Source organism: Pedobacter sp. BS3, assembly GCF_008274585.1.
Classification (GTDB): Bacteria; Bacteroidota; Bacteroidia; order Sphingobacteriales; family Sphingobacteriaceae; genus Hufsiella_A.
Genome location: NZ_VTRT01000001.1, coordinates 611384 through 626471, shown reverse-complemented (window position 1 = coordinate 626471; position 15088 = coordinate 611384). Strand labels below are relative to the sequence as shown.

The 15088-nt window shown below is 44.9% G+C and carries 11 protein-coding genes and 3 tRNA genes; 8 read left to right on the top strand and 6 right to left on the bottom strand.

Annotation, left to right across the window (positions count from 1 at the left end; genetic code table 11):
* Nucleotides 1-199: 199 nt before the first annotated feature.
* The 3 genes from prfA to FW774_RS02755 all read left to right on the top strand — a co-directional run bounded on the left by prfA (nt 200) and on the right by FW774_RS02755 (nt 1758).
* Entirely contained in the window at nt 200-1273 is a 1074-nt protein-coding gene (prfA, locus tag FW774_RS02765; protein ID WP_149346618.1) for a peptide chain release factor 1, read from the top strand.
* A gap of 163 nt (nt 1274-1436) precedes the next feature.
* The gene (locus FW774_RS02760) at nt 1437-1667 is read left to right on the top strand and encodes a GIY-YIG nuclease family protein (RefSeq protein WP_149346617.1); all 231 of its coding nucleotides are present in this window, start codon (nt 1437-1439) and stop codon (nt 1665-1667) included.
* Nucleotides 1668-1684: 17 nt separating this feature from the next.
* Nucleotides 1685-1758, top strand: a tRNA-Asp gene (locus tag FW774_RS02755).
* A 154-nt stretch (nt 1759-1912) separates the two neighbouring features.
* Here FW774_RS02755 and FW774_RS02750 read toward each other — a convergent pair.
* Complete coding sequence (locus FW774_RS02750) at nt 1913-2287, bottom strand: nuclear transport factor 2 family protein (protein WP_149346616.1); 375 nt, start codon at nt 2285-2287, stop codon at nt 1913-1915.
* A gap of 348 nt (nt 2288-2635) precedes the next feature.
* On the opposite strand from FW774_RS02750, the gene FW774_RS02745 reads away from it, so the two are divergent.
* From FW774_RS02745 to FW774_RS02735, 3 genes are all read left to right on the top strand, one after another.
* Nucleotides 2636-3241 (top strand): RNA polymerase sigma-70 factor, encoded by a 606-nt coding sequence (locus FW774_RS02745; RefSeq protein WP_149346615.1) that lies wholly within the window; start codon nt 2636-2638, stop codon nt 3239-3241.
* 177 nt (nt 3242-3418) lie between these two features.
* Nucleotides 3419-4471: a FecR family protein gene (locus tag FW774_RS02740; protein WP_149346614.1), complete on the top strand. Its 1053-nt coding sequence runs from the start codon at nt 3419-3421 to the stop codon at nt 4469-4471.
* Between the two features lie 349 nt (nt 4472-4820).
* Nucleotides 4821-7655 (top strand): S8/S53 family peptidase, encoded by a 2835-nt coding sequence (locus FW774_RS02735; RefSeq protein WP_149346613.1) that lies wholly within the window; start codon nt 4821-4823, stop codon nt 7653-7655.
* Nucleotides 7656-7784: 129 nt separating this feature from the next.
* Here the strand turns inward: FW774_RS02735 and FW774_RS02730 are convergent, their stop codons facing one another.
* Nucleotides 7785-8372 (bottom strand): thymidine kinase, encoded by a 588-nt coding sequence (locus FW774_RS02730; RefSeq protein ID WP_149346612.1) that lies wholly within the window; start codon nt 8370-8372, stop codon nt 7785-7787.
* A gap of 24 nt (nt 8373-8396) precedes the next feature.
* On the opposite strand from FW774_RS02730, the gene FW774_RS02725 reads away from it, so the two are divergent.
* Together FW774_RS02725 and FW774_RS02720 are read left to right on the top strand one after the other, a co-directional pair.
* On the top strand, nt 8397-9392 hold the full coding sequence (locus FW774_RS02725; protein ID WP_149346611.1) for a hypothetical protein: 996 nt from the start codon (nt 8397-8399) through the stop codon (nt 9390-9392).
* Between the two features lie 278 nt (nt 9393-9670).
* Nucleotides 9671-9889: a hypothetical protein gene (locus tag FW774_RS02720; protein WP_149346610.1), complete on the top strand. Its 219-nt coding sequence runs from the start codon at nt 9671-9673 to the stop codon at nt 9887-9889.
* Between the two features lie 724 nt (nt 9890-10613).
* Here FW774_RS02720 and FW774_RS02715 read toward each other — a convergent pair.
* The 4 genes from FW774_RS02715 to secA all read right to left on the bottom strand — a co-directional run bounded on the left by FW774_RS02715 (nt 10614) and on the right by secA (nt 14994).
* Nucleotides 10614-10687: transfer RNA gene (locus FW774_RS02715), tRNA-Pro, on the bottom strand.
* Between the two features lie 61 nt (nt 10688-10748).
* Nucleotides 10749-10822, bottom strand: a tRNA-Pro gene (locus FW774_RS02710).
* Nucleotides 10823-11246: 424 nt separating this feature from the next.
* Entirely contained in the window at nt 11247-11603 is a 357-nt protein-coding gene (locus FW774_RS02705; protein ID WP_149346609.1) for a PleD family two-component system response regulator, read from the bottom strand.
* A gap of 85 nt (nt 11604-11688) precedes the next feature.
* Complete coding sequence (secA, locus tag FW774_RS02700; protein ID WP_149346608.1) at nt 11689-14994, bottom strand: preprotein translocase subunit SecA; 3306 nt, start codon at nt 14992-14994, stop codon at nt 11689-11691.
* Between the last annotated feature and the right edge of the window lie 94 nt (nt 14995-15088).

The following is a 15088-nucleotide window of genomic DNA, read 5'->3' as shown; positions in this document are numbered from 1 at the left end:
GGCTTTGCGTGAAAGTTACGTAAAAAGAAGCATTAAAAAGTTAGGCCAAAATACCGTATTTTTGCATCCTTTATTTATTGCACTGGCAGTTGTAAGCTAAACCCGATTGAAGTGTAAATGCCGCATGTAATGCGGTATTGCAACGGAAAGCGGGACTATGGCTGAACCGGGGTAGTGCACCTGCTTTTCAAAAAATACGATGTTAGATAAATTAGAAGCTATTAAAAACCGGTGGGAAGAGGTTGAACGCGAACTGAGCGATCCGGGCACGATGAGCGATATGAAGCGGTTTGCCCGGCTGAACAAGGAATATAAGGATCTTGGCAAAATTGTGGATGAGTACCGTGTTTACCGCAATGTGATCAGCAATATTGAGACCAATAAGCGCATGCTTTCTACCGAGAAGGATGAGGAACTGCGGGAAATGGCCAAGCTTGACCTGGATGAGCTGCAGCACAAAAAAGAGGCGATGGAAGAGCAGATCAGGCTGATGCTGATACCAAAAGATCCGCAGGACAGCAAAAACGCTATTGTTGAAATTCGCGGTGGAACCGGCGGTGATGAAGCGGCTTTGTTTGCCGGCGACCTGTACCGGATGTACACCCGTTACTTTGAAACCAAGGGCTGGAAAGTGGAGGTGATGGATGTTACGGAAGGCACGGCTGGCGGCTATAAAGAGGTGATTTTGAAGGTTTCGGGAGAGGATGTGTACGGCACGCTGAAATATGAATCTGGCGTGCACCGGGTACAGCGTGTTCCTGATACGGAAACGCAGGGACGGGTGCATACGTCGGCGGCATCGGTAGCGGTTTTGCCGGAAGCCGAGGAGGTGGATGTGGAACTGAATCCCGCGGATATTGAGATGCAGACATCGCGGTCGGGTGGTGCCGGTGGACAGAATGTGAACAAGGTGGAAACCAAAGTTCAGCTGACGCATAAGCCCACCGGAATTGTGGTAGTGTGCCAGGTGGAACGCTCGCAGCTGGCTAACCGGGAGCTGGCCATGGAGATGCTTCGCAATAAGCTCTATGACCTGGAACTGCAAAAACATAACGGCGATATTGCCGCTAAACGTAAAACGATGGTTTCAACGGGCGACCGTTCGGCAAAGATCAGAACATATAATTACCCGCAGGGGCGGGTCACTGAACACCGCATCGGCCTGACCTTATACAACCTGCCTGCTATTATGGATGGCGATATTCAGGAAATTATTGATGCCCTTCAGTTTGCCGAAAACGCAGAAAAAATGAAGGAAGGTGCTGTTATTTAGCTGATTACGGTTTAGAGAACAGCAGTTTTAAGATTTTTTATTTTTTCATTGAAAAACTAAAGAAAGACGCTATATTTGCAAACCCAAACGGGAAGGTCTGGTAGTTCAGCTGGTTACCCCGATCCCGAATAACTCGGGAGGGGATGCCTGTCACGCAAGAAGTATGAAATATAAAACATACATATTGCAGAGCGAACAGGATAGTTCTTTTTATATTGGATATACTGAAGATTTAGAAAAGCGATTGTTGTTTCATAATCAGGGCTTATCTAAATATACTTCAAAAAAGATTCCCTGGAAGGTTGCTTATTTCGAGGAGTTTGAAACGAGAAGTGAAGCTCAAAAGCGAGAGCTATTTCTCAAAAAACAAACAAAGAAATCGTTCTTTCTATAATAGATTGATACAAAACTGGTCCGGTAGTTCAGCTGGTTAGAATACATGCCTGTCACGCATGGGGTCGCGGGTTCGAGTCCCGTCCGGACCGCTTTTACCCCTGAAGGGGAAGCAAAAACCACTCAAGCAGAGTGGTTTTTTTGTTTTATACCTTTTAAAGGTTTTTCAGGAAAAATATTACAGATTTAAATTTAACGGCGTCAGTCTCTGCACACATAAGGTCTGAAGCCGCCTTTCCAGGTGGCTTATTTTTGTAGGTCAGTTTCTGTATGCAGGGCACAAACCCATTTCCCATTTTCCTTTACCCAGGTTGAAGTACAGGCACATTTACCAGATGACTTTTTTCCCTGTACATTGTATTCCAACTCAATAAGGTAAGCAATAACAGCGCTGTCCTCATTGATCTTCTGCATTTGCGTGTCAGAAATATTCAGGACATTCAACTGCCTGTCCTTTCCCGAATCAAACATCATTTTGAAAGTGGCTTCGTCCACACTTCTTACCCCATTTTTTCCGGCTACAATGCATGGGAAGTGGCTCAGGCTTTTTACCGTTTCAAAATCACCGTCCTGCATTCCCTTCCAATACTTCTTTTCCAGTTGAAGAATTTGATTTTCCATGACTCTTTTTTAATTAATGTTTTAAGATAAACAGATATATCAGCTACAAGCCAAAAGCGGGCCAGAAAAAATGTTTAGTGCTTCGCGAATCTAAAAGCCCACTTTCCAGGTGATTTATTTTTTTGAAACCAGCGAACGGAAATAGTCCGTTAATGTATGTATGGGATTCATCAGCCGCCCCGCTAAAAGAACTTTGCCGCTTTTCATCGTCCGATATTCAGGCCATGGAGTCACTAACCGTTTAAAAATAAAGATACTAAATAGCATTACCCTAAATAGTTTGATTTAAAACAAATAATATCTACTTTTATAGCTTATGGCTATATACCAAGTATAGCATAGCTGTTAATGGAAAAGGGACTCCCGCACAAAGAATTAGATCTGGAAGCATTGAACCGTGGGGACAGGCATGCCTACAGCCAGGTTTACCTGTGTTATTATAATGCCCTCTGCCTGTTCGCCTACAAGCTGGTCAGCAGCCAGCAGGATGCCGAAGACATCGTAGAGAACCTCTTTATGCGCCTGTGGCAAAAGCAGGAGCAATTTGAGAATGAGCAGCACCTCAAGTCTTTTCTGTACCGGGCCACTAAAAATGCAGCACTCAATTTCCTGAAAACATCCACCCACGCCAACGAGCGCAATACCGCGTTCTGCCAGGAGCAGGGCGAAGTGCAGGACAACTACCTGAGCGAACTGATACGCGTAGAAATAGCCCGCGAAATTTACGTGGCTATCAAGAACCTGCCGCCACAATGCAGCAAGATCATCAGCATGAGCTACCTGGAAAACATGAGCAACCAGGAAATTGCCGATAAGATGGGATTATCGGTGCAAACGGTTAAAAACCAGAAAATGCGGGGACTGTCCTTACTGAAACATAAACTGCCTCCTGACCAGTATCAGTTTGTATTGCTGTTGGCCTCTCTTTCCCTGTTCGACCTGTTGCGGCATTAACAAAATATTCTTCCGGCTTGGTATTTCTTTCCGACCCCGTGGTATTGGAGTAAAACACATTACTCCATAATAGGCAGCATTCTGATAAACGGGCGCTGTTTTTTTATGTAAACTTTTTTTCATCCCCTTTAGTACTTTTCGCTTTTGTTGTGGTATACACTATAAAAGGCATACTCCATGAGCGACAACATTGACCACGGACTGCGTATAGCGTACCTCATCGGACGTATGCGTAAAAATGAACTTACCAACGCCGAACGTGCGGAGCTGGACGCATGGGTAGCCCGGAGCGAAGATAACCGGCAACTGTATTGGGAGTTGATGCAGCAACACAATATCGACCAGCTTACCAACCAGCTAAAACAGTTCGACGAGCATGCCGCTGCACGACGGTTCCTGCGTAAAACCCGCAGGCCGCTTATTATCGCGGCATTGCGCTATGTATCGGGCGTTGTGGCTGTGCTGCTGATCGTATGCATGTACCTGTACCGTAATGAGCTGGCTAATATCATCAGCCCTGCCGAGATGCTGCAAACCGCCGCACTGAAAGGGCAGCATAAAATCCTGCACCTGGAAGATGGCTCAACAATATGGCTCAGCCCCGGCAGTACGCTGAAGTATCCTGAACGCTTTTACGGCGGCAAACGTGAAGTAGCATTAAGCGGCGAAGCCTTTTTCGAGGTAACCAGGGATGTCGCACATCCCTTTATTGTACATGCAGGCAGCATACGCACCTATGTGCTCGGCGCCGGCTTTAACATACAATCCTATCCTGAAATGACACAGGCCACCGTAACACTCCTTACGGGGAAAGTATTGGTAAACAGCGAACTGCAACAGGAAGCTGCAGTGGAGCTGACGCCCAAACAGCGGGCGGTATTTGACCGAAGCAGTGTTACTCTGCGCAAAGAGAATTACCCCAATGCCGCTGAACTGCTGGATCGCAGAAGCGGTATATATACTTATAACGGAACCCCTGTAACTGACATCATTACCGATATGCAGCGGGAATACAATATGCCCATCTACGTGGAAGGCCGTTTAGACAACTGCACGTTTTACGGTAAGAAAACGCCGGACGACGATGTAGTGACCTTCTTACGCAAGGTATGTATCAGCATTAATGCAACACTCAGAACAGATGGAAAAGCAGTGATCATAACCGGCAATGGCTGTCAGGCAGACAACCATAAAAAAATCCCCCTACCAGGCAGAGAAAACGATCAATGATTTTATGAACGGTACAGCACAATGATCCCGAAATCCTCATGCAGGCACTTATCTAATATTAAGTCAATTATAAATTGTCTGATTAGTACATTTTTGATATTCTGATTTTAAACGTGTTATCCGTTTTTAATTATTGATGTGCACTTATTGCTTTCTGAGGCTTCAATGAGCCCTGCGGGGTTTTGGCTTTTGGCTTTTGGCTTTTGACTTAACAATAGTATTTTATTTCTGAAACGGGCTGTTGCAAATCACTATTTTATTTTCAGGTTTTGCTTGTGCCATTCATTTTAACATTTCCCCCGCTTTAATTAATTAAAAGTTTCTTTAGTTTTGATACAATTTGAGCTTAATGAAGAAACTGCTGCTTCCGGGCATTTTATTAAGTGTGCTGTTTACATACGCACAACCTAAACCTGCATTACGCACATTTGCGCTGCCGCCCGGCGTTAAGGCGAAAAATTACCTTCCCGGCGTCATCATCGTTAAGTTTAAGCAAAGTCAGCAGGCAACAGGTAAAGATCAAACATCAGCAGAAGCGCAACCTGTTATAAAGCTGCAAAGTACTAATGTACTGGCTATTGAAAAAAAATTTGGTAAGCCGACTTCCTCATCCCTAAAGAGAGGTAATACTGTACTAAAAGAGGCTGACCCGGTTGGGTTAAGTCGCATTTACAGCATACACATTGCGGATAGCAGTAAACTGCAAACAGCCATTAATGAATTGTTACAAGATGCCCGGGTTGAATATGCCGAACCCAGCTACATTTATCACACCAGCTATACACCCAACGATACGTCGTATGGACTGCAAACCTGGTTGAGCCAGGTTTCTGCGCCACAGGCATGGGACATTACCCGCAATGCCTCGGGAATAATTATCGCCATTGTCGATTCGGGTTCTGAAACCACGCACCCCGACCTGGCTGCCAACATTTACATTAATACGGCCGATCCCGTTAATGGCATTGACGACGATGGCGACGGCTACATCGACAATTATTACGGATGGGACTTTGTAGGTGCATCCGGCAACAACTGGACTCCGGATAACGATCCGAACGTAAAAAGTGACAGCACTGACCATGGCGTACATGTCAGCGGCATTGCTTCGGCCGTTTCCGATAACCATACCGGTGTAGCCAGTATTGCCTTCAACGCCAAACTGATGATCGTTAAAACCGGTGCGGATAACGATGCCTCCTCTATCTATACCGGCTTTGAGGGTGTAAAATATGCAGCCGACCACGGTGCACAAATTATCAACTGCTCATGGGGTGGTTCCTTCAGCCAGTTTGGGCAGGATATTGTAAATTATGCCATAGATAAAGGCTGCCTGGTTATAGCAGCCGCCGGAAACAGTAATACTTCTGAGCCCGACTACCCGGCCGGCTATAGCGGCGTGCTGGCAGTTGCCAATGTTAACGGCAACGATAAAAAAAGCGGATCTTCAAATTATGGTGCTTACGTTTCTATAGCAGCGCCCGGAACAGGTATTACCAGCACCATATATAATGGTAAATATGGTGAGAAATCGGGTACATCTATGGCAACGCCGATGGTTTCAAGCGCTGCAGCCCTGGTAAAAAGCTACCGCCCGGAACTCACCATGCAGCAGGTTGGCGAACAGTTGCGCATCACATCCGATAATATCGATAATATAAATCCTGCTTATGTAGGCATGCTGGGTAAAGGCCGCTTAAATGTTTACCGGGCTTTAACCAAATCGCCGCCCTCCATACGCTACCAAAAACTTACGGTAACCGATGATGGTAGCGGTACGCTGCCTGCCGGCGATACCGTGCTGCTTTACCTGGATCTGAAGAATTTTTTAACCGCAGCAACTAATGTAACTGTTAAATTGAGCACAACAAACGGGTACGTCAGCATATTAAATGCCATACAAACCCTGCCGGCCATAGGCCTGCTGGAAACTAAATCCATCGGCCCCTTCAAAGTATATATCAAACCCAACACACCCGATAATTCCGAGATACCTTTCCGGTTGGATTACTCGGCAAACAACAATGCTTACCAGGATTTTGAGCTTTTTAACCTTTCTGTTGCGTTAGACTATATTAACATTACCGTTAACCAGGTATCAACCACCTTAACCAGTAACGGGCGTGTGGGATACGAGGCCAATGGGGCTAAGAACGGCCTGGGTTTTATTTATAAAGACCAGTCTGTTTTGTACGAAGCTTCGTTAATGATCGGCACTTCAGGAACCAGGATCTCAAATAATGTACGCTCTGTTTCTGATAACAGCAACGAGGATTTCGCCAAAAAGGTGAAAGCATCGCGGCTGGCTTCAAACACCGGCGATTTTGAAGGATATTCTGAATTTGACGATAGCGCAAGTCCAAACCCACTGAACGTTTATATCAGGCACCGGCAGTTAGCGTATGCAAACGACAAGTACACCATTGTAGAATACGAGGTTACAAACCAGAACAGCACCGACCTGGAAGGCGTTTACCTGGGCATGTTCACCGATTGGGATATTAACGGCGGCAGCGATAATATCACCAAATTTGACGCTCAAAATAACCTGGGATATATTTACAGCAGATCGGGCAGCATATACGCCGGTGTAAAATTGCTTACAAACGCATTGCCTAAGATCTATTATCCCCTGTCGTATCAATTAGAAAATGATTTTCTGGCCGGCGATAACTTTACCAGGGACGAGAAGTTCCAAACGTTATCAAACGGCATTTTTTCTACCGGCTTAGGCGAAAATATCTCTTCCGGGCTGGATGTGATGTTCGTTTCAGGCAACGGCCCTTTTACCATTCCTGCAGGCCAGTCCGTTCGTGTAGCCTTTGCCTTTATTGCCGGCGATAACCTGACCGATATTCAGAACACTGCTCAAACGGCCCAGCAACGCTATGCAACTATTGCTCCATTGGTTTCTATTGCAGAAACGCCGGAACTATTACAGAATTACCCCAATCCGGTTACCGGAAATACCATTTTTAAATTCACGCTTCCCTACAGAGGTTATACTTCGTTAAATTTATATAACAGTAACGGCGCCCTGGTTAAGCGCCTGGTCTCCGGCGTATTTGACAGGGATCTGTATACGTACCAGTTTAATTTTTCTGATCTGGCCGATGGTGTTTACTTTTACCGGCTCAGGTTTAACAACACACAAAAAACAAAGAAGCTTATTATTGCAAAATAACGCTCCCGCCTGTTTTTTTAAATCCGGCACAACATCATCCTCTTATTATTGTTAAAAAAGTGGAAGCATAAATTCCGGATGATGTGCCGCAAGCGCTTCATGCTTCTTTTACAGCCCTGGATTTTGAATCTAAATTGCTTGCTCAGCCTCGTTAAAACAAGCCCGGCAACGGGGTTCGTAGCTTTCTTTTTCGCCTAACAGGATTTTGGCGTCGCTGGTTATTGTGCGGTATGAGTAACCTGCCGGATTACCGCACCGGGCACAAATGGCATGTACTTTGGTTACGTCCTCGGCAATAGCCATCAGCGCAGGCATCGGCCCGAACGGACGACCGCTGTAATCCATGTCCAGTCCTGCAACAATAACACGGATGCCACGGTTAGCCAGTATACTGCATACTTCGGGCAAACCCTCGTCAAAAAACTGGGCTTCGTCTATACCCACAACCTGTGTGCTGCTGCCTAATAATAAAATTGACGAAGAATGGTCTACCGGGGTAGACGGAATGGTGGTTTTATTATGCGAAACCACGGCATCCTCATCATATCGCGTATCGGTTTTCGGCTTAAAGATCTCTACCTGCAACCTTGCGATCTGGGCACGCCTCAGCCGCCGGATCAGCTCTTCGGTTTTGCCCGAAAACATCGACCCGCATATCACCTCAATATTCCCCGACGGACAATTTCTACGGCTGAAATTATGTTCACTAAATAGCATGCTGTGGACTAATATCAGAATTAAATGCTATTTTTGATAACCAAATTACCAACATATAAGGCTTATCAGCGTTATGTTCTGAATATGATGAACCAGACAGATATTTTTAAGAAGATCGGCAGCATTTTAGATGAGATTACAGAGCAATACCATTACCTGGCTAAAAACCAGGAAAATTTAAACGAACTGGAACTGGAGCTTTTTTCGGCCAATGCCAGCTTCCTGGCAGATCATATCGAAATTTTGCGACGGTTGAATGCAGCCAAACCGCATACTAAGCCAACTCCCAACCATATACCTTCCGTTAACCCCGAGAGCACTCCTGTTGGGCCGGAGAAACAGCCGGAGGCAGCACAGCAGGAAGAACCTGAACAAGCAGCTCAACCCGAAGCACATGAAACCGGGCAGCCTGAAACCACAGAACCGGTAACTGGACAGGAAAATGCTACAGATAAGCAGGAGCCTGTGCGTTTTGTGCTGGAAGCCGACCCCATAGAAGACAAGCCGGAAGAAGCTGCTGCCGAAACCATTACGCCTGAGCCGGAAGAAACTGCCCCGGTTGCTGAGCCTGTTACCCAGGCCACTCAGCAAGAGCCGGAAGCGGAGTCAACCGTGGTGAATGAGGTTGTTATCCAGGAAAAAACGGTAAGCATTGATATTCCTCCGGCAGAAGAAACCGGGATTTCAACAATAACAGAACCGGCCAAAGCGCCTACCTTAAATGAGCTGATATCGGCGCAAAGAGAGGGCTCAACCCGGGCAGGTCAGTTTATCCAGCAACCGGTAACTGATCTGAAATCCATTATCAGCCTGAATGATAAGCTGATGTTTGTAAAAGACCTGTTTAACGGTTACAGCCTGGCTTACAGCGAAGCCATAGAGCTGGTAAACCGTTTTGATACCTTTGAAGCTGCCGATAACTTTCTGCAAACCAATTATGCTGCTAAAAACAATTGGGCAGAAAAACAGGCTACCGTTGATAAATTATACGAGCTGCTGAACCGGCGGTTTTCGCGGTAACGGCTCAAACAGTAACATCCCCTGTGTTTGTTTGAGGTTTTCATAGCGAGGATTTGAAACCTGGCCAGGTGACTAAAAATAATTGATAAATTAAGTGTTATAAGGGACTTGAAAAGAGCACCCTATAAATGAACTAATTATAGTTGTTGTTGTTATGTAACAATAATTGTTATTATATTATATCTTTCAATAGTTGTGTTATATTTGTAATGAGAACCTAGGGACTATCGTTATTGTAAGAGTTTTCAACGTTGCCTGACATTTAATCATATAGAATCATGAAAGTTTTGAAACAGATACAACAAGTAGTTGGAGATGTCATAGAGTCATATTTTTATTCTGACTTGGATGTTATGAGTTCTGAGGCGAAAAGAATTTTTTCTAATCCAGAAGATAAGAAAAAATACATTGATGCGGTTGAGAAACTAAAAAACACTCGTAGTAAGGAAGAGACAATTATCTTATCAAATAATAGAAAAATAACTTTGGTTTCCTAATAAGAAACGAAATGGGAGAACAGGTTACAATAAGTACTATTGTTTTTATTGTGATATTAATTGTTCCCGGAGTGTTTTTAAGAGATTCTATTTCCAAGGTCAATTTACCAAACAGTTTGGCGCAGGTTTATTTGCGGATAGGCTCATTACAAGTATATTCTGGGGAATATGCGTGCAAATCATAACATTTCTCACCTTTAGTAAATCTTTGAACTTTACGTATGATTCAGTAAAAAAGCCTATTACTAGTGCATATGCTGAGTTATCTCGTAACAATATACCTGACTTTACCACTGAAAATTTGTGGTATGCGCTGGCATATATCTTTGCCTCTATATTTATTGCATCAGCACTAGGCGCTTTTTTTCATAGAATAATAAGGCTCTTAAAAATTGATATAAAATTCCAAGTATTTAGATTTTCCAATTAAAGGAGATATTCTCTTTTCTGAAGACTTTAAAGGCCTTAAAAAGGGCAAAGTGCTATCTATATTGTCCTTTCTTCTTCTCTGGTATAACAAAAAGCCCGGCTTAATAACCGGCCTGTTGAACTTTCTATCTTTATAGCATAAAGAGTATAATCAAATACACAACAATTATTCACCTTTACTTAACCTTTATTATTGACTGCATGGTGCACATAGGATTATTGCTACCCTTCTTGCTGCTCATTAAAGCAAAAAAGTTACAATCGTTTTTTAATCAGACAATTGTGACTTTAAAAGTCGGGATGACAGGATTCGAACCTGCGACCTCTTCGTCCCGAACGAAGCACGCTACCGGACTGCGCTACATCCCGAATGGACATGCAATAATACCAAAAATTAAAAAAAGCCTCACTTAACGTGTGGCTTTGTAAGTCGGGATGGCAGGATTCGAACCTGCGACCTCCAGCACCCCATGCTGACGCGATACCGGGCTACGCTACATCCCGAAAAGATTCTGCAAATATACGGATTGCTCCATAATTTCCTATAGCAATGTCGAGCCAACCTGTTAAAAACGTTTTCAGTTGCAGCGTGAAGGTGAAAGGACAGTGAGTAGTTGCCATTACCGCTCAAGTTTCAGCCGGGAGAATGGAGCCGTAGGTTAGCTTATACCTTAAAAAAACAGCAGGAAAGTTTAGAACTTTCCACTATGATTACCGAATTACAAACACCGGGACATTTATACACTTGTTTTTATAAATGAGCGCAAGCACGTCCCTTACCTTCTCCGGCGGGGGATAGCATTTTACAACGGTATTGCTACAATAAAAACAATACAAGCAACAACTCAACGTACTGATATACCATTAACCAAAATGGGTTAAACGGCAGGTTGCAAACGTGAACGATTAAAATAAGGGAACTTCCGGTCTATTGCAGGCACTTCGCTATGATATCCGTAAGCTCGGTTATCTCAAATGGTTTTGCTAAATAGGCATCCACACCGGTTTCCCGGGCTATTTTTTCAATATCGCGGTTTGCAGATACAATTAATATCGGGATGTGCCGGGTGCGTTCGTGGCTTTTTAAATGCCGGCAGATATCACGGCCGTCTTTGCCAAGCATCCAGATATCTACCAGGTATAAATCGGGTAAAGGGCCATCAACCTGCATCAGCGATTCGCCTGTAACAGAGGTTTCTACCTCATACCCTTCTTCTTCAAGAATGATTGAAATGATGTCTAAAATTGCCGGGTCATCATCAGCGACAACAATTTTTTTGCCCATAGAATTGCCTTTTTTTATTGACCCCCATCATCATACCGCGAGAGCAATTCAAATTTACTATTATTTACAACTTCTCCAAGACTTGTTATACTACACCCATTCCGTGGCAGTTTTTATACTTCTTACCGCTTCCACAGGGACAAGGGTCATTACGCCCGATTTTATTTTCTACACGTATAGGCTGCGATTTTTGAATTTCGCGGGTATCTTCTACATATTCGCCACTGCCGGAAACCTGTGCCAGCTCGGGTTTTGAAACCCGTAACTTGCTTAGATCCTGCTTTGGCTGCGGACGTGCTTCGCGTACATCTTCTGACTGTTGTGTAGGTATGCCTCCCTTGAATAAGAAACCAACCACATCTTTATTTACGGTAGCAAGCATTTGTTTGAACAGCTCAAATGCTTCTATCTTATACACAATCAGCGGGTCTTTTTGCTCGTATACGGCGTTTTGCACAGATTGTTTCAGCTCATCCATCTCACGCAGGTGCTCTTTCCATGCCTCATCTATCAGCGCCAGTATCACGGTTTTTTCAAAAACCTTCACCACTTCGGCGCCATTGGTTTCCACGGCTTTACGCAGATTTACGGCAATTTGCAAGCCGCGAACACCATCGGTAAACGGAATAACAATGCTTTCGATGTGGTCTCCGCGGTCTCTCAACACGTCTTTTAATACCGGCAGCGTCTGGCTGGCAATGGCTTCTGATTTGCGCTGGTAAAATGCTTTTACCTCGGTAAATAGTTTCTCGGTCAATACTTCGGCTGATGAGCCTGCGAATTCATCGGCGCTGATTTCGGTATTCAGCGAGAATATGCGGATTACTTCCAGCTCAAAACCTTCGTAGTTCGCAAGGTCTTTGTATTCATTTACAATATCTTCGGCAACATCGTAAATGGTATTGTTCAGGTCTACATCCAGGCGTTCGCCAAACAGGGCATTGCGACGTTTTGCATAGATCACGGTACGTTGTGAGTTCATCACATCGTCGTATTCCAGCAGGCGCTTACGGATACCGAAGTTATTTTCTTCCACTTTACGCTGTGCCCGCTCTATAGATTTGGTGATCATGGAGTGCTGTATCACTTCGCCTTCCTCAATACCCATGCGCACCATGATGTTGGCTATCCGCTCCGAACCGAATAAACGCATCAGGTTATCTTCCAGCGATACGTAGAACTGGCTGGTTCCCGGGTCGCCCTGACGTCCTGAACGACCGCGTAGCTGGCGGTCAACACGCCGCGACTCGTGGCGCTCTGTACCGACAATGGCTAAACCGCCGGCTTCTTTTACACCGGGCCCCAGCTTAATATCGGTACCACGACCGGCCATGTTGGTGGCAATGGTTACGGTTCCTGCCAAACCGGCTTCGGCCACAATATCGGCTTCTTTCTGGTGCAGCTTGGCGTTCAGCACGTTATGTTTAATACCACGCAGCTTGAGCATACGGCTCAGCAATTCGGATATTTCTACCGAGGTTGTACCTACCAGCACCGGGCGTCCGGCTTGTGTAAGCCTCACAATCTCATCGGCTACGGCATTGTATTTTTCACGCATGGTGCGGTACACCATGTCTTCCATATCCTTACGCTGGATGGGCAGGTTGGTTGGTATTTCAACTACGTCCAGCTTATATATCTGCCATAGCTCACCGGCTTCGGTGGTTGCCGTACCGGTCATACCGGCCAGCTTGTGGTACATTCTGAAATAGTTCTGTAAGGTGATGGTTGCGTAGGTTTGCGTAGCATCTTCAACCTTTACATTTTCCTTGGCTTCTATGGCCTGGTGCAATCCATCAGAGTAACGGCGACCTTCCATAATACGGCCGGTCTGCTCGTCAACAATTTTTACTTTGCCTTCATCGATAATGTACTCAATATCCCGCTCAAAGAGGGTATATGCTTTCAGCAATTGGTTTACCGAGTGGATACGCTCTGACTTGATAGAGAAATCGCGTAACAATGCATCTTTTTTCTCTATTTTTTCCTCATTGGTGAGGTTTGATTTTTCAATTTCGGCTATCTCCGTTCCTACATCGGGCATTACAAAGAAATGCGGGTCTTCGCCCGATGCAGTGATAAGCTCGATACCTTTTTCGGTAAGCTCTACCTGGTTGTTCTTTTCGTCAATAACGAAGAAAAGCTCGGCATCTACCTTATGCATTTCCTTGTTTTGATCCTGCATGTAATAATGCTCGGTTTTGGTAAGGATCTGCTTCACACCGGGCTCGCTCAGGAACTTGATGAGCGCCTTGTTCTTAGGTAGTCCGCGGTAAGCCCGTAATAATGCCAAACCGCCTTCTTCAACGCCTGATTTATTATCGTTAATGGCTTTTTTGGCTTCGTTTAAAACGGTGTTGATGTATGTTTTCTGTGCATTTACCAGGCGTTCAATACGTGGTTTCAGCAGATGAAATTCGTGCTCATCGCCTTTAGGTATCGGGCCGGAAATAATTAACGGCGTACGGGCATCGTCAATCAATACGGAGTCTACCTCATCCACCATAGCAAAATGCAGCTTACGCTGTACCAGGCTTTCCGGCGATTGTGTCATATTGTCACGCAGGTAGTCGAAACCAAACTCGTTATTGGTACCAAAAGTAATATCGGCCAGGTAAGCCTGACGGCGCTTTTCTGAATTGGGCTCGTGCTTATCGATGCAATCTACCTTCAACCCATGAAACTCAAACAGCGGGCCGTTCCATTCAGAGTCACGGCGGGCCAGGTAATCGTTCACGGTTACAATGTGTACGCCCTCGCCCGAAAGTGCGTTCAGGTATGCGGGCAGCGTACCTACCAGCGTTTTACCTTCACCGGTTGCCATTTCGGCAATTTTACCCTGGTGCAGCACAATACCGCCAATCAGCTGAACATCGTAATGTATCATGTTCCAGGTAACTTCATTGCCGGCAGCCGTCCAGGTATTATGGTGAATGGCTTTATCGCCCTGGATAACCACATTCGGCTTGCGGGCAGCCAGTTCACGGTCAAAATCGGTGGCGGTAACTTCTATGGTTTTATTTTCTGTGAAACGGCGTGCCGTATCTTTCATTACGGCAAATGCTTCGGGCAGAATATCCATCAGCACATCTTCCAGCTGCTTATCGCGTTTCTTTTTTAAGGTGTCTATCTCATCATAGATAGCTGTTTTTGCTACAATATCCTGCGCTGCGCTTTCGGCCTGCGCTTTCAGGCTGGCTATCTCGTCATCAATATCGGCCAGAGCCGCCTTTATGCGTGATTTAAAATCTACGGTTTTCGCACGAAGCTCATCGTGTGACAAGCCTTCCAGTTTGGCATATTCTTCCTTTATTTTTTCAACAATAGGCTGAATCTGCTTTATATCGCGTTCTGATTTACTTCCAAATAATTTACCTAAAAAACCTAACATATCAATTGGTTAAAAATACTGTGTATGTTCTCAACAATTAAGCCAGCAGACCAATATACGTCATCTTGGCACATAAGTGGCAAAATTACGATTT

Excerpts from the sequence above, each read along its gene's own strand:
- secA (WP_149346608.1), bottom strand. The coding sequence starts at position 14,994 with ATGTTAGGTTTTTTAGGTAAATTATTTGGAAGTAAATCAGAACGCGAT.
- FW774_RS02745 (WP_149346615.1), top strand. The coding sequence starts at position 2,636 with ATGGAAAAGGGACTCCCGCACAAAGAATTAGATCTGGAAGCATTGAAC.
- FW774_RS02725 (WP_149346611.1), top strand. The coding sequence starts at position 8,397 with ATGCTATTTTTGATAACCAAATTACCAACATATAAGGCTTATCAGCGT.
- FW774_RS02740 (WP_149346614.1), top strand. The coding sequence starts at position 3,419 with ATGAGCGACAACATTGACCACGGACTGCGTATAGCGTACCTCATCGGA.
- FW774_RS02750 (WP_149346616.1), bottom strand. The coding sequence starts at position 2,287 with ATGGAAAATCAAATTCTTCAACTGGAAAAGAAGTATTGGAAGGGAATG.
- FW774_RS02760 (WP_149346617.1), top strand. The coding sequence starts at position 1,437 with ATGAAATATAAAACATACATATTGCAGAGCGAACAGGATAGTTCTTTT.
- FW774_RS02730 (WP_149346612.1), bottom strand. The coding sequence starts at position 8,372 with ATGCTATTTAGTGAACATAATTTCAGCCGTAGAAATTGTCCGTCGGGG.
- FW774_RS02705 (WP_149346609.1), bottom strand. The coding sequence starts at position 11,603 with ATGGGCAAAAAAATTGTTGTCGCTGATGATGACCCGGCAATTTTAGAC.
- FW774_RS02720 (WP_149346610.1), top strand. The coding sequence starts at position 9,671 with ATGAAAGTTTTGAAACAGATACAACAAGTAGTTGGAGATGTCATAGAG.
- FW774_RS02735 (WP_149346613.1), top strand. The coding sequence starts at position 4,821 with ATGAAGAAACTGCTGCTTCCGGGCATTTTATTAAGTGTGCTGTTTACA.
- prfA (WP_149346618.1), top strand. The coding sequence starts at position 200 with ATGTTAGATAAATTAGAAGCTATTAAAAACCGGTGGGAAGAGGTTGAA.